This is a genomic window from Novosphingobium sp. BL-A-41-Hi4B-X5A, from assembly GCF_055521705.1.
The window spans coordinates 2097432-2110174 of the sequence record NZ_CM145500.1; the positions used below are offsets into that span (position 1 = coordinate 2097432).

At 64.3% G+C, this 12743-nt stretch carries 14 protein-coding genes; 11 read left to right on the plus strand and 3 right to left on the minus strand.

Going from position 1 to position 12743, the window contains the following annotated elements; translation table 11 throughout:
- The first annotated feature begins 147 nt into the window (after positions 1-147).
- The 7 genes from ACZ1JY_RS10135 (at position 148) to ACZ1JY_RS10165 (ending at position 3975) form a co-directional block, all read left to right on the plus strand.
- Entirely contained in the window at positions 148-1017 is an 870-nt protein-coding gene (locus ACZ1JY_RS10135) for a hypothetical protein (protein WP_465129190.1), read from the plus strand.
- Between the two features lie 182 nt (positions 1018-1199).
- A complete protein-coding gene (locus ACZ1JY_RS10140) occupies positions 1200-1352 on the plus strand; it encodes a hypothetical protein (RefSeq protein ID WP_168904114.1) in 153 nt (50 codons plus the stop codon).
- A 27-nt stretch (positions 1353-1379) separates the two neighbouring features.
- Positions 1380-1910 (plus strand): DUF2975 domain-containing protein, encoded by a 531-nt coding sequence (locus ACZ1JY_RS10145; RefSeq protein WP_168904113.1) that lies wholly within the window; start codon positions 1380-1382, stop codon positions 1908-1910.
- On the plus strand, positions 1910-2131 hold the full coding sequence (locus ACZ1JY_RS10150; RefSeq protein ID WP_465129191.1) for a helix-turn-helix domain-containing protein: 222 nt from the start codon (positions 1910-1912) through the stop codon (positions 2129-2131). Before ACZ1JY_RS10145 ends, ACZ1JY_RS10150 begins: the two co-directional genes overlap by 1 nt.
- Positions 2132-2428: 297 nt before the next feature.
- On the plus strand, positions 2429-2941 hold the full coding sequence (gene rplJ, locus ACZ1JY_RS10155; RefSeq protein ID WP_465129192.1) for a 50S ribosomal protein L10: 513 nt from the start codon (positions 2429-2431) through the stop codon (positions 2939-2941).
- Between the two features lie 69 nt (positions 2942-3010).
- Positions 3011-3385 (plus strand): 50S ribosomal protein L7/L12, encoded by a 375-nt coding sequence (gene rplL / locus ACZ1JY_RS10160; protein WP_039337844.1) that lies wholly within the window; start codon positions 3011-3013, stop codon positions 3383-3385.
- Positions 3386-3504: 119 nt separating this feature from the next.
- Entirely contained in the window at positions 3505-3975 is a 471-nt protein-coding gene (locus ACZ1JY_RS10165; protein WP_168904112.1) for a hypothetical protein, read from the plus strand.
- 2 nt (positions 3976-3977) lie between these two features.
- On the opposite strand, the gene ACZ1JY_RS10170 is transcribed toward ACZ1JY_RS10165, so the two are convergent.
- Entirely contained in the window at positions 3978-5453 is a 1476-nt protein-coding gene (locus tag ACZ1JY_RS10170) for an ATP-binding protein (RefSeq protein ID WP_465129193.1), read from the minus strand.
- Positions 5454-5623: 170 nt separating this feature from the next.
- On the opposite strand from ACZ1JY_RS10170, the gene ACZ1JY_RS10175 reads away from it, so the two are divergent.
- The 4 genes from ACZ1JY_RS10175 (at position 5624) to ACZ1JY_RS10190 (ending at position 10982) form a co-directional block, all read left to right on the plus strand.
- Positions 5624-7000 carry an MATE family efflux transporter gene (locus tag ACZ1JY_RS10175; RefSeq protein ID WP_465130895.1) on the plus strand — a complete coding sequence of 459 codons (1377 nt, stop codon included), beginning with the start codon at positions 5624-5626 and terminating at the stop codon, positions 6998-7000.
- Between the two features lie 150 nt (positions 7001-7150).
- On the plus strand, positions 7151-7438 hold the full coding sequence (groES, locus tag ACZ1JY_RS10180; protein WP_039337841.1) for a co-chaperone GroES: 288 nt from the start codon (positions 7151-7153) through the stop codon (positions 7436-7438).
- 51 nt (positions 7439-7489) lie between these two features.
- Positions 7490-9133 carry a chaperonin GroEL gene (gene groL, locus ACZ1JY_RS10185; RefSeq protein WP_118072869.1) on the plus strand — a complete coding sequence of 548 codons (1644 nt, stop codon included), beginning with the start codon at positions 7490-7492 and terminating at the stop codon, positions 9131-9133.
- Positions 9134-9290: 157 nt separating this feature from the next.
- Positions 9291-10982: an ATP-binding protein gene (locus ACZ1JY_RS10190; RefSeq protein WP_465129194.1), complete on the plus strand. Its 1692-nt coding sequence runs from the start codon at positions 9291-9293 to the stop codon at positions 10980-10982.
- Here the strand turns inward: ACZ1JY_RS10190 and ACZ1JY_RS10195 are convergent.
- A complete protein-coding gene (locus ACZ1JY_RS10195; protein ID WP_465129195.1) occupies positions 10969-11505 on the minus strand; it encodes a GNAT family N-acetyltransferase in 537 nt (178 codons plus the stop codon). The two genes, ACZ1JY_RS10190 and ACZ1JY_RS10195, sit on opposite strands and share 14 nt — an antisense overlap.
- Positions 11502-12707 (minus strand): DUF445 domain-containing protein, encoded by a 1206-nt coding sequence (locus ACZ1JY_RS10200; protein WP_168904204.1) that lies wholly within the window; start codon positions 12705-12707, stop codon positions 11502-11504. Before ACZ1JY_RS10200 ends, ACZ1JY_RS10195 begins: the two co-directional genes overlap by 4 nt.
- Positions 12708-12743 lie beyond the last annotated feature (36 nt).

Below are 12743 nucleotides of genomic sequence, written 5' to 3' on the forward strand. Positions count from 1 at the left end.
CAAGTAATTCAGCGCAATGATGAACACCGGTTCAGAAACTGTGAAACATTGTTGCGGCGCGCCAAAGTGACGACGGCTCACTGGCAATAAGCGCTCGCTTCGTCGCCAATTTGGAACCTATTGCACAGGTCGTCGCGTTTTCTCGTCATGACCAAGATCAACGCCATATCGCCCCGCAGCACCATGGCGATTTCAGCCATGCTGCTGCTTTCTGCCGGAACTGCTCATGCGCAGGAGGTTACGATCCCTGTAACTGATGCGCCAGTGGCAGCGGCACCCGTCGTGACTCCCGCACCCGTCACACCGACCATCGTGATCCCGACCACGACGCCGGAGCCGGTTGCAGCGCCCGCGACCACGGCCGCAACGACGCCGGTGGCGACGCCGACGGCGCAGCCCCGACCGGCAGCGCGACCGGCGCCGCGAGCACCCGTGCGTGAGTCGGCGCCTGCACGTTCGACAGCGGCCGCAGCGGAGACTACGCCGGTGCCGGCAATCGCGCCCGTCCCGGCCGTTGCACCTGCGCCTGTTGAAGAGCCGGCAGCAGCCGCCCCCGTTGCAGCAAACGTCGCCACTGAAAGTGCAGCACCGGACTGGGCCCTGCCGATTGGCGCCGCAGCAACCCTGCTCGTGCTCGGTGGCGTGGGCCTTGCCGTCAGCCGCCGCCGTCGCGTCTATGAAGAAGACGTGGATTTCGTGCCGCCGGTCACCACCCGTCCGAGCCTGAGGCCGCAGCCCGAGCGCCGCATCGCGCCGCCGATGCCGCCTGAGCGACCCTCGGCCCCGACATACGCCATGTCGGCTGCCAACACGCGCACCGCCAGCGAACGCGAAGCCCTGATCGAGCGCATCGTTGCGTCTCCGCCCGACGATGCCAACCCGTTCCTGTCACGCAAGGCCCGTCGCCGCCGCGCGCGGATCATGGTGCAATCGATGGCCGCCCGCAGCGACGTGCCCACGACAACACGTGGCGAGCAGGTCCTGCCCGAGGTTCGCACGGACTACGCGCAGGCCTGAACCCGTCGCCAACCCATCACCGACAAACGAGGCCTCGTCCGGTGGACGGGGCCTTTTTGCGTCGGGAAAGCGTTACCCTAAGCAAAACGATAAGGGGAATATCGTTTTTCGATATTATTGATTGACGATAAGGCGAATCGCCCTTATTGATTTTCGATATCGACCATATCGGAGAACGATCAATGTCCCGCCACCTTCCCCAGACCGCCGCCGCGATCCTCTCGCTGCTGCTGGCCGCCACGCTGTGGCTGCCGACGGTGGATGCAGGCGCGGCTCCGCTCGCGCTCGTCGATGGTCCGGTCATGGCGACCTATCAGCTTCCACTCGCCGCCTGACCGCTCATTCAACAGGAGGGAAACACGATGTCCACGCTCCGTACCGACCCACTGCTCGGATTGGCCAAGGCTTTGCTCACATTCATGCTCGTCGTCATTGTCATCGGCATGGTGGGCCTGGGAATAGGATTCGCCGCGACGGTGGGCCTGCATGGGATGGTTGCCGAAAAGCTCGCGAAGGCCGGTGCCGCAGAATCGACCTATTGGCTGATCCTGCTGATGTTCCCGCTGCTTGCCGCGATGCTGGCCTCGATGCATCGTTTCGTCGACAAGCTCCGCGCCATCGTCATAACGGTCGAGGACGGCGATCCGTTCACCCCCGACAACGCCGAGCGGCTGCGCGCGATGGCCTGGCTGTCGGTCATCATCCAGCTGCTTTCCATACCCCTCGGGATCGTCGGGGTGATGCTTGAAAAGGCCAGCGCGGATGCAGCGTCGATAAGTGTCGATGCCGATTTCTCGACCAACGGCCTGCTGCTTGCCCTCGTCCTGTTCATCCTCGCCCGGGTGTTCCGCACCGGCGCGAAGATGCGCGAAGATCTGGAAGGGACCGTGTGATGCCGATCAACGTGAAACTTGACGACCTGCTCCACGCCCGCCGCATGACGCTGACGGAACTGGCCGAACGCATCGACCTTACGCTCGCCAACGTCTCGATCCTCAAGACCGGCAAGGCCAAGGCGATCCGCTTCTCGACGCTCGAAGCGATCTGCCGGGAGCTCGATTGCCAGCCCGGCGACGTCCTCGGCTACGAACCGGACGAGGCCGAACCCGTGTAAAGCTTGACTTCGAGACCCGAATCCGCCAGAGGCCCGCCCGACCGGTGGGCCTCTTTTGGTTTTGCCGATCATCCGTCCGAGACAGTTGGTGTGCGGGATCTGCCTGCACTTAATCTCCAGCCTAGACGGGGAAAAGAGTTTCAAGGCCCCTCGCTCCAGCAGGATCGTGGCGCCCCTCGCGTCTTTTACGGCGCATCTCCTTCCCTTGTCACGGACTCGCCGGTGGTCTTCGGGCCATCGACAAACGTAGCCGACTGTCCGGGCATCCCGGTTCAGTCACATGTGAAGGAGTATGGCATGGATCGTTCGCAGAAAGCCGATTCGGTCGCCTTCCTTAACGGCGTCTTCGGCGAGGCCGGCGCGGTGGTCATCACCCGCAACCTCGGCATGACGGTGGCCCAGTCCACCGCCCTGCGCACGAAGATCCGCGAAGCGGGCGCGACCTACAAGGTTGCGAAGAACAGTCTTGCCAAGCTTGCCGTCGCAGGCACCGATTACGAAGGTCTGGGTGAATTCTTCACCGGTCCGACCGCAATCGCCGCCTCTGTCGATCCGGTTGCTGCCGCCAAGGCAGTCGTCGAGTTCGCCAAGACCACCGACAAGATCGAAATCGTCGGTGGTGCAATGGGTTCGCAGGTTCTCAACGAAGCCGGGGTCAAGGCACTCGCCTCCATGCCCAGCCTCGACGAACTGCGCGGCACGCTTATCGGCCTCATCCAGGCTCCGGCCACGAAGATCGCCCAGCTCACGACTGCTCCGGCAGCCAAGCTGGCCCGCGTCTTCGGCGCCTACGCCAAGGAAGCCGCATAAGATTGTTCGGAATCCGCCCGGCCGCGCCATGCGGGCGCACGGGCACCACAAGATCAGGAGTGAAATACCATGGCCGATATCGCCAAGCTCGTTGAAGAACTTTCGAAGCTGACCGTCCTCGAAGCCGCTGACCTCGCCAAGGCTCTCGAAGAAGCATGGGGCGTTTCCGCCGCTGCTGCTGTTGCCGTTGCTGCGGCTCCTGCCGGCGCTGCTGCTGAAGCCGCTGAAGAGAAGACCGAATTCGACGTCATCCTGACCGGCGACGGTGGCAAGAAGATCCAGGTCATCAAGGAAGTCCGCGCGATCACCAACCTGGGCCTGACCGAAGCCAAGGCGCTGGTCGAAGGCGCTCCGAAGGCGATCAAGGAAGGCGTGTCGAAGGCTGAAGCCGAAGACATCAAGAAGAAGATCGAAGAAGCCGGCGGCACCGTCGAAGTCAAGTAATCTTCTTCTTCCGAACTTTCGGAAAAGATACACGGAAAGGCGGGGCTTCGGCTCCGCCTTTTTCGTTTGAACAAACCGTAGTGCTGCGACATCCTTCCCGGCATTTCCGGGGGGATCATATGTCAGCAGATATTGCGCGGTATCGGCGCTTCGCCGCGTTGAGGGTGGAACAGCTCGAGCAGGAAGACCTGAGCCTGCGCCGCCAGTTGTTCTGGGTCCGCGCAGGAAGCTGGCCCCTTCAGGTCATCAGCATCGTCCTGCCGGTAGCGGCCGGATCCATCGCCTTGGGCGACCACCTGTCAGGCTTCGTCTCGCCGCTCAGCTTCATTGGCGCTGCTGCCGTGGCACTGCATCGCGGCCTCAACTGCGAGGCATACCAGAGCGCGCTCAAGCGCACGACGCAGGCAGTGCGCAGCATTGTCGAAGACTATGAATGCATCGGCGCGCTGGCCGACGAGAAGGTCGCCGACGCCTTGCGCAAGGCCGAAGCGCGGCTGCACGAGTTGCGGGCAACGAGCAACGACGTTCCGCCGCGACGGCGGCAGAACCTGCTTCGCCTGGCAGATATGGAGTCACCAGCGCCGGCCTGATGTCAGGCTGGATCGGTGGCCACGGGCACTCTCACGATCACCAGCAACCCGCCGCTTTCGCTTCTGGCAAAGGACAGCTTCCCACCGAAGCGCTGCAGCAGCCGGTCAGCGGTGGGAATACCGAGGCCAAAGCCGGCAGTGTCGCGCGCGCGGGCGTCATCGATCCGGTAGAACGGCGCGAGGATGCGCTCGAACTGGTCCTCGGAGATGCCCGGCCCCTGGTCGGCGATCAGCACGTGCCAGCGTCCATCCGCATCCGGTTCGACGCAGACCTTGGCCTTGCCGCCATAATGCACGGCGTTCTCGATCAGCGGGTGAAGCGCCATCAGCAAAGGCTCGCGCCACGAGCAGATCATCGCCCCCGGAGTCACCTCGACCGTGGCATTTCCGGCAAAGCTGCCAAGGACAAGATCCGTCACTGCCAGCCCAAGGTCCATCATGGCCGGTTCGGGCGCGAGGTGCTGGGCGCGGAGATAGCGCTGGAGCGACATCAGCATCGCTTCCATCTCGGCCGTGGCGTCGCGGACAAGGCCGGCGATTTCGGCATCGTCGATCAGATCGGCGGCGATGGTCACGCGCGACAGCGGCGTGCGCATGTCGTGGCTGATGGCCTCGAACGAGCGCGCCTGATCCTCGAGCATCGCCGCGATGCGCTCCTGCATGGCGTTCATCGAGCGGGCGAGGCTGCGCAGATCGTCCGGCCCGCTTTCACGCACCGGCACGACTTGCCCCTTGCCGATCGCATCGGCGGCGTCGGTCAGCTCCCGCAAGGGGCGGGTGATGATGCGCAGCGACCACAGCGACAGGGCAAAGCTGACGACCGCAGTAACAAGCGTAAGGACCGTGGCGCGCAGCGCGATCGGCCAGCCCGAGGTCACGTCGCGCGAGCGGAAGTTCAGCCAGTGGCCATCGGACAAGCGCATCGCGCCAACCAGGTTGCCGTAGCCCAGACGCGATGGCTCAAGCCCGAGCATCAGTTGCTGGTCTGCCAGCATCGGCTCCCAACGCAGGATATAGCTGCGGATCTGGGCCACGGCTTCGTCGTCCCGGTCGGGTATCGGATGGGGCGTGTTGCCCAGGGCCACCTCAAGGTGACTGGTGCTCATCGTCGAGCCGACCGCCTCGGGGTGGAGTTCGTGCAGGCGATTGCTGACCACCAGCAGTTCCGCCACACGCCGCGCGTGGTCCTCGCGCAGGGTTTCCTTGTCGATCACATCGTAGAAGGCGAGGCTGGCGATTGCCTGCACCGCCGCCAGCAGCAGCAGCAGCGTCGCGGCGCGAACCGCCAATCGGGACAGATTGGGCCCGTGGGGCGGGTGCGCCTCGATGAACGCGCGCAGGCGGCCTACGCCACCTGCCGATCGCATCTCCGGACTGCGCCCCACGCGCCGCCGGCTTGCCAGATGGCCGAACCCTTGCATCGCCGAAACGCTGTCACCCGGGACGCGACGGGTCAACCATTGCCGCGTGGCGGACATGATTTGTGACACGCGATGACGGGAATCTGCTGTTTATCAGAAACTTGTCCATCAGAGACAATCCGCATCACTGCCCGGCGCAGGCCATGCAGAGGCGCCATCCGGCCGCTTTGCGACTCGCCATCGAAGCGCTTTCCTTCCCGCGCCGGCCCGCCTACACCCCGCGTCCGATGTTCGAACAACCGCCCCACAAATGGATTGACGAGCTGCGCGCGATGCTGCGCCTGGCCGCGCCGCTTGTCGGGGCGAACCTGCTGCAGATGGCGGTATTCGCCGTTGACGTCGTGTTCGTCGCGCGTCTTGGTCCCGAGGCGCTGGCCGCCTCCTCACTATCGGTCTCGCTGTTCGGGCTGCTGATCTGGAGCCTGTCCGGCCTGGTCGGCGCGGCCTCGCCCTTGATCGCGGCTGAACTCGGGCGTCGGCGCCACGCGGTCCGCGAGGTGCGGCGCACCGTTCGCATGGCAGCGTGGGCCGGTCTGCTCGCAGCGTTCGTCGCCATTGGCGTATGCCTGCTCGGCGGGCCGCTGATGCGCGTGACCGGGCAGGACCCCGGCGTGATCGCCCGTGCAGTTCCTTTTCTTGAAGTCCTGATGTGGGCCGCGATCCCGGCTGTGCTTGCCGCTCTGCTGCGCACGGTGGTGGCAACGCTCGGGCGCCCCGGCATCGGTACGGCGATTACCGGCATGGCCGTCGCCATCAATGCGCTGGGCAACTGGGTCTTCGTGTTCGGCCATCTCGGCGCACCGGAACTGGGGCTGCTCGGCTCGGCCATTTCGAGCGTGATGACGAGCGTTGCGATGCTCCTGGCGTTCATGCTGGTCATCCGCTTCGACCGGCGGCTGCACCGCTACCGGCTGCTTGGCCGGTGGTGGCGGCCAGAGTGGCAGCGCCTGGGCGACGTCCTCAAGATCGGCCTGCCCATCTGCGGCACGATCATCGCCGAGGCCGGCATGTTCAACGGCGCCGCCTTCCTGATGGGCAGGATCGGCGAGATCGAACTTGCCGCCCATACGCTGGCCCTGCAGTTCGCGGCGATCGCCTTTCAGGTGCCCTTTGGCGTGGGGCAAGCCGCCACGATCCGCGTCGGCCTCGCATATGGCGCGCGAGACAATGCCGCGATTGCGCTGGCCGGAAAGGTCGCAACCCAGCTCGGCATCGGCTTCATGGCGGTTTCGGCGGGGATCATGCTGCTGTTCCCGCTGCAGTTGCTCAGGCTCTACATCGATCCGGCAGCACCCGAGAACGCGCGCGTTGTCGGGCTTGCCCTGCAGTACATGATGGTGGCGGCTGCATTTCAGCTGTTCGACGGCGCACAGGCCGTGGGGGCGAGCCAGTTGCGCGGCCTGCAGGATACCCGGGTACCGATGCTGATCGCGATTTTCGGCTATTGGGTTCCGGGCGTCGGCACGGCACTCACCCTTGGCCTGTTCACCGGAAATGGCGGACTCGGCGTATGGTTCGGCCTGCTGGTCGGGCTCATTTTCGTCGCCGGGCTGATGCACTGGCGGTGGCGCAACCGGGCGAGGCTGGGGCTCCTGCCTGCCTGACGACGCGTTTCGTCGATTCATTCATCTGCATGAAAAGAATCTGCGCCACACCCATTGACGCCCCTTCTACCGGCACCCATATGCCGCCCGCTGGCACTCTCGCCTTGAGAGTGCCAAGCCTCATTTTTAACTTGGAAGAGGGAGCAACCCATGACTTTCCGTCCGCTGCACGATCGCGTGCTCGTACGCCGCGTCGAAGCCGAGGAAAAGACTGCCGGCGGGATCATCATCCCCGACAGCGCCAAGGAAAAGCCCGCTGAGGGCGAGATCGTCGCCACCGGCACCGGCGCCCGCGCCGAAAACGGCACGATTACCCCGCTCGACGTCAAGGTCGGCGACCGCGTCCTGTTCGGCAAGTGGTCCGGCACCGAAGTCAAGGTTTCGGGCGAAGACCTGCTGATCATGAAGGAATCGGACATCCTGGGCGTGATCGGCTGAGCCGAACCCCGGATTTCCTGAACCAACTCAAGATATTCAAAGGAACGAGAAATGGCTGCCAAGGACGTACGCTTTTCGCGCGACGCTCGTGAACGCATTCTGCGCGGCGTCGACATCCTCGCCGACGCGGTAAAGGTCACGCTGGGCCCCAAGGGCCGCAACGTCGTGATCGACAAGAGCTTCGGCGCACCCCGCATCACCAAGGACGGTGTTTCGGTCGCCAAGGAAATCGAACTCAAGGACAAGTTCGAGAACATGGGCGCCCAGATGCTGCGCGAAGTGGCCTCGAAGGCCAACGACGCAGCCGGTGACGGCACCACCACCGCGACCGTGCTCGCCCAGGCGATCGTTCGCGAAGGCATGACCGCGGTTGCCGCCGGCATGAACCCGATGGATCTGAAGCGCGGCATTGACATCGCCGTCGGCAAGGTCGTCGAAAACCTCAAGTCGCGCTCGACCCCGGTTGCCGGCTCGTCGGAAATCGCCCAGGTCGGCATCATCTCGGCCAACGGCGACACCGAAGTCGGCCAGAAGATCGCCGAAGCGATGGAAAAGGTCGGCAAGGAAGGCGTGATCACCGTGGAAGAGGCCAAGGGCCTCGAATTCGAACTCGATGTCGTTGAAGGCATGCAGTTCGACCGCGGCTACCTCTCGCCCTACTTCATCACCAACCCGGAAAAGATGACGGTCGAACTCGAGAACCCGTACATCCTGATCCACGAGAAGAAGCTCTCGTCGCTCCAGGCGATGCTGCCGATCCTCGAAGCGGTTGTGCAGTCGGGCCGTCCGCTCCTCATCATCGCCGAAGACATCGAAGGCGAAGCGCTAGCGACCCTCGTCGTCAACAAGCTGCGCGGTGGCCTCAAGATCGCTGCCGTCAAGGCTCCGGGCTTCGGTGACCGTCGCAAGGCCATGCTGGGCGACATCGCCACGCTGACCGCCGGCGAAATGATCTCCGAAGACCTCGGCATCAAGCTGGAGAGCGTCACGCTCGCCATGCTCGGCCAGGCCAAGAAGGTCACCATCGACAAGGACAACACCACGATCGTCGACGGCGCCGGTTCCGCCGAAGAGATCAAGGCCCGCGTCGAGCAGATCCGTGCGCAGATCGAAGTCACCACTTCTGACTACGACCGCGAGAAGCTGCAGGAGCGTCTGGCCAAGCTTGCTGGCGGCGTTGCCGTGATCAAGGTCGGCGGTGCTACCGAAGTCGAAGTGAAGGAGCGCAAGGACCGCGTCGACGACGCTCTCCACGCCACCCGCGCTGCGGTTGAGGAAGGCATCGTTTCGGGCGGCGGCACGGCCCTGCTCTATGCGACCAAGGCTCTCGACGGCCTCAAGGGCGCCAACGACGACCAGACCAAGGGCATCGACATCGTGCGCCGCGCGATCCAGGCCCCGATCCGTCAGATCGCTGCGAACGCAGGCCATGACGGCGCGGTCGTCGCTGGCAACCTGCTGCGCGAGAACGACGAGAACCAGGGCTTCAACGCTGCGACCGACACCTATGAGAACCTCAAGGCTGCCGGCGTGATCGACCCGACCAAGGTCGTTCGCACTGCCCTGCAGGACGCTGCATCGGTCTCGGGCCTGCTGATCACCACCGAAGCGGCGATCAGCGAGAAGCCGGACGACAAGCCCGCGATGCCGCCGATGGGCGGTGGCATGGGCGGCATGGGCGGCATGGACTTCTAAGTCCACGCAGCTCACGCTGACACGAATTGGGCCGGGAGGAGCGATCTTCCCGGCCTTTTTCGTTCATGGTGCGCAAAAAGCGGGAACAAGCTGCGACGAGCCGCGTTTGGGGAACGATGGACTGCGCCCGATCCTGCCTGACTGAATTGATGCGCCCGTGAAGGACGGCATCGCCAGGACGGATCACACTCCTCCCGCTCCAGTTGTCGGCCACGAGATCTATCGCATCCTGTTCGAGAACATGGACGACGGGTTTTGCGTCATAAGGTTCCTCGATGGGCCCCATGGTCCGCTCAGCGACTACGTTCACGTCCTCGCGAACTCGGCCTACGAACGGCACACCGGAATTCCGAACGTGGTCGGGCAGCACTTGCGCGACATGGTGCCGGACGAGGCCGATGACTGGATCGCCTTCTACGGCAAGGTGCTGCATACCGGCGAGCCGATCCGGTTCCGCAATGAACTCGTAGCGACAGGACGCCATCTCGAGGTGTCCTCGTTCCGCATCGGCGCGTTCGAGGATCGACTGGTCGCGGTGCTGTTCAAGGACGTGACCGAGAGGGTCCGGGCCGAAGGCGCCTTGCACCAGCTCAACGAAACGCTCGAACAGCGGATTGCCGATGCGCTCGCGCAGCGTGAGCAGGCCGAGAACGCCTTGCGCCAGGCGCAGAAAATGGAAGCGGTGGGCCAGTTGACCGGTGGCCTGGCGCACGACTTCAACAACCTCCTGGCAGGTATAACCGGCGCGTTCGAGCTGGTAGGCCGACGCGTGAACCAAGGCCGCAGTGACGAGGTGCCACGCTATGTCGAAGCAGGGCTTGGCGCCGCACAACGCGCTGCAGCACTGACCCACAGGTTGCTTGCCTTTTCCCGTCGCCAGACCCTCTCTCCGCGCGCAACGCATGCCAATCGCCTGATCGAGGACTTCATCGAACTCGTCCGGCGCACCATGGGGCCGCAGATCACCGTGCAGACTGATCTCGATCCTGCACTCTGGCTCGCGCTGGTAGACGCCAACCAGCTTGAGAACGCCCTGCTCAATCTGTGCATCAATGCCCGCGACGCCATGCCGGACGGCGGCAACCTCGTGATCTCCACGCTCAACGTCGCGCTGGCGGACAACGATGCGCGAAGCCGTAGTCTGGCGCCCGGAGACTACATGACGATCACCGTGAGCGATTCCGGCGTGGGCATTGCGGCCGAGGATGTCGACCGCGTTTTCGAACCATTTTTCACGACCAAGCCCACGGGCAAGGGCACGGGGCTGGGCCTGTCGATGGTCTACGGGTTTGCACGACAGAGCAACGGTATTTTCCGCATCCGTTCGACACAGGGAGCGGGCACGCAAGTGCGGATCTACCTGCCAAGGCACGATGCCGCGCTCGAGGATGTCGTGGAGCACGCAGACAGCCGTGACCTCGATACGCCGCCCGATGCCACCGTGCTGGTCGTGGATGACGAACCTACCGTGCGCATGATGATGCTCGACGCGCTGGCCATGATCGGCATGCGCTGCATCGAAGCTGCCGATGGCGCAGCGGCGCTTGCCATGCTTGATCGGCACCCCGACATCGACCTGCTTGTCACCGACGTGGGCCTGCCAGGTGGGCTCAACGGCCGACAGGTTGCCGACGAGGCTCGCCGCCGCTTGCCGGATCTCGGCGTGCTGTTCGTGACAGGTTACGCCGACAGCGTAGTGCTGCAGAACGATGCCCGTCTGGAGGATCGAACTGCGGTCCTGACCAAGCCCTTCCCGATCGAGGAACTCCAGCGACAGGCCGCGCGCCTGCTCGCCGGCAGTCTAGCCCATCCCTCTGGAGTGTCGTTTCCCGCAGTCAGCTCTCTATGATCCGCTCGTAGAGGTCGACAGCCGCTTCGTCCTCGAAGGTATGTTTGTCATAACGAACGAAGCCAAGATGCTCGGCCAGTCGCACGGACGAATGGTTTTCAGGCTCGATCATGCAAGCGATGCGGCGCGGGTCGTGAGTGCGGTCGAACCAGTCCAGCGCCGCCGCCATGCCTTCTCTTGCATAGCCACGGCCCCAGAACGGACGCGCCACGATCCATCCTGCCTCGACCACGTCATCAAGCCCCTTGCCGAAGCCGCGCAGCGAATGGAACAGGCCCATCTGCCCGACGAAGGCATTGCTGCCCTTCTCGTGCACGAGAAACATGCCGTAGCCGTACAACTGCCATGAGCCTGCACCGCGCAAGGCGCGCGAGAACATGTCGGTAGTCGGGTCTTCCGGCCGTGGCCCGAGGAAGCGGTGAACTTCCGGATCGGCCACAAGATCACGCAGGAGCAGGTAATCGTCGCGCTGCGGCACTCTGAGGATCAGGCGATCCGTCTCCAGCTGCGGCAGCACGTTCACAACATCGCGTCCATCGCATGGAGCACGAGGCCGACCAGCCCACCGACGAGGGTACCGTTGATGCGGATGAACTGCAGGTCCCGGCCGACAGCACCTTCGATGCGGTCGGTCACCGTGCGGGCGTCCCACCTCTTGACGGTTTCGGACACCAGTCGCACGATTTGCGCGCCGTAACGCGTCGACACGCCAACCAGCGTCCGCCGGGCAAAACGATTGACCATCTTCTGCAGTCGCACGTCGCGTTGCAACGCATTGCCAAGCTCGGCAAGGCTGGCTCCCAGCTGGCCGCCAAGCGCCCCACGCGGATTGCGGACAAGCTGCAGGAGGCGCATCCGGCCGCGTTCCCACAGCCCGTCCAGCCACCGCCCGAACGCAGGATTGGCCAGCACCTCACGCTTCATCCGTTCGACCTTCGCGCGCATCTCGGCATCGTTCACCAGATCGTCGGCAAGCGTTGCCAGCCCTTCCTCGATCTTGCGACGCAAGGGATGGTCGGGGACGACCAGAGTCTCGGCGAGAAGCTTGTAGAGGCCATCCAAGATTGCGTTCGCCAGCTTCTCGTCCAGCCCGGTCCAGCGCAGGATCGTATTGGCGCGCTCGTGGATGGTCGACTGGATGAGCTGCTCGTTTGCCTCGATCGTTTCGGCAGCCTTGCGGATCAGGCTTTCGATCACCGGCATGTGCCGACCATCGGCGATGGCCGCCCCCAGCAACTGTCCCAACAGCGGCGCCAGCTCCAGCTTCTCGAGCTGCGTCCGCAACGCGCCTTTGGCAAGACCGCCCAGTTCATCCGGATCGAGCGATTCCAGCACGTCGGCCAGCAGCCCTGCCGCGCCATCGCGCAGGCGGCTTTCCCCGGTTCGCGGGTCTGAAAGAAAAGCACCGGCGGCGGCGGCGGCGTTGACCGCTCCCATGCGGCGCGCCACCACCTGGGGGGTGAGGAAATTGGCTTGCAGGAACGACGCCATCGTATCGGCGATGCGGTCCTTGTTTTCCGGAATGATCGCGGTGTGCGGAATCGGTAGGCCCAGCGGATGCCGGAACAGTGCAGTTACCGCAAACCAGTCTGCCAGACCGCCGACCATCGCCGCCTCGGCAAAGGCCCGGATGAAGCCGATCGCCGGGTGCAGCCCTTCATACCGGCGCGTTGCAATATAGATCAGCGCCATCGCCACCAGCAGACAGGTGGCGACGATGCGCATGCGGCGCGCACGGTCAGCCACCACCGGCATCACGCG

Bases quoted from the DNA above. Each gene is read 5' to 3' on its own strand.
- ACZ1JY_RS10140 (WP_168904114.1), top strand. From the start codon at position 1,200: ATGTCCCGCCACCTTCCCCAGACCGCCGCCGCGATCCTCTCGCTGCTG.
- groES (WP_039337841.1), top strand. From the start codon at position 7,151: ATGACTTTCCGTCCGCTGCACGATCGCGTGCTCGTACGCCGCGTCGAA.
- rplL (WP_039337844.1), top strand. From the start codon at position 3,011: ATGGCCGATATCGCCAAGCTCGTTGAAGAACTTTCGAAGCTGACCGTC.
- ACZ1JY_RS10200 (WP_168904204.1), bottom strand. From the start codon at position 12,707: ATGCGCATCGTCGCCACCTGTCTGCTGGTGGCGATGGCGCTGATCTAT.
- ACZ1JY_RS10145 (WP_168904113.1), top strand. From the start codon at position 1,380: ATGTCCACGCTCCGTACCGACCCACTGCTCGGATTGGCCAAGGCTTTG.
- ACZ1JY_RS10165 (WP_168904112.1), top strand. From the start codon at position 3,505: ATGTCAGCAGATATTGCGCGGTATCGGCGCTTCGCCGCGTTGAGGGTG.
- ACZ1JY_RS10150 (WP_465129191.1), top strand. From the start codon at position 1,910: ATGCCGATCAACGTGAAACTTGACGACCTGCTCCACGCCCGCCGCATG.
- rplJ (WP_465129192.1), top strand. From the start codon at position 2,429: ATGGATCGTTCGCAGAAAGCCGATTCGGTCGCCTTCCTTAACGGCGTC.
- groL (WP_118072869.1), top strand. From the start codon at position 7,490: ATGGCTGCCAAGGACGTACGCTTTTCGCGCGACGCTCGTGAACGCATT.
- ACZ1JY_RS10170 (WP_465129193.1), bottom strand. From the start codon at position 5,453: ATGTCCGCCACGCGGCAATGGTTGACCCGTCGCGTCCCGGGTGACAGC.
- ACZ1JY_RS10175 (WP_465130895.1), top strand. From the start codon at position 5,624: ATGTTCGAACAACCGCCCCACAAATGGATTGACGAGCTGCGCGCGATG.
- ACZ1JY_RS10135 (WP_465129190.1), top strand. From the start codon at position 148: ATGACCAAGATCAACGCCATATCGCCCCGCAGCACCATGGCGATTTCA.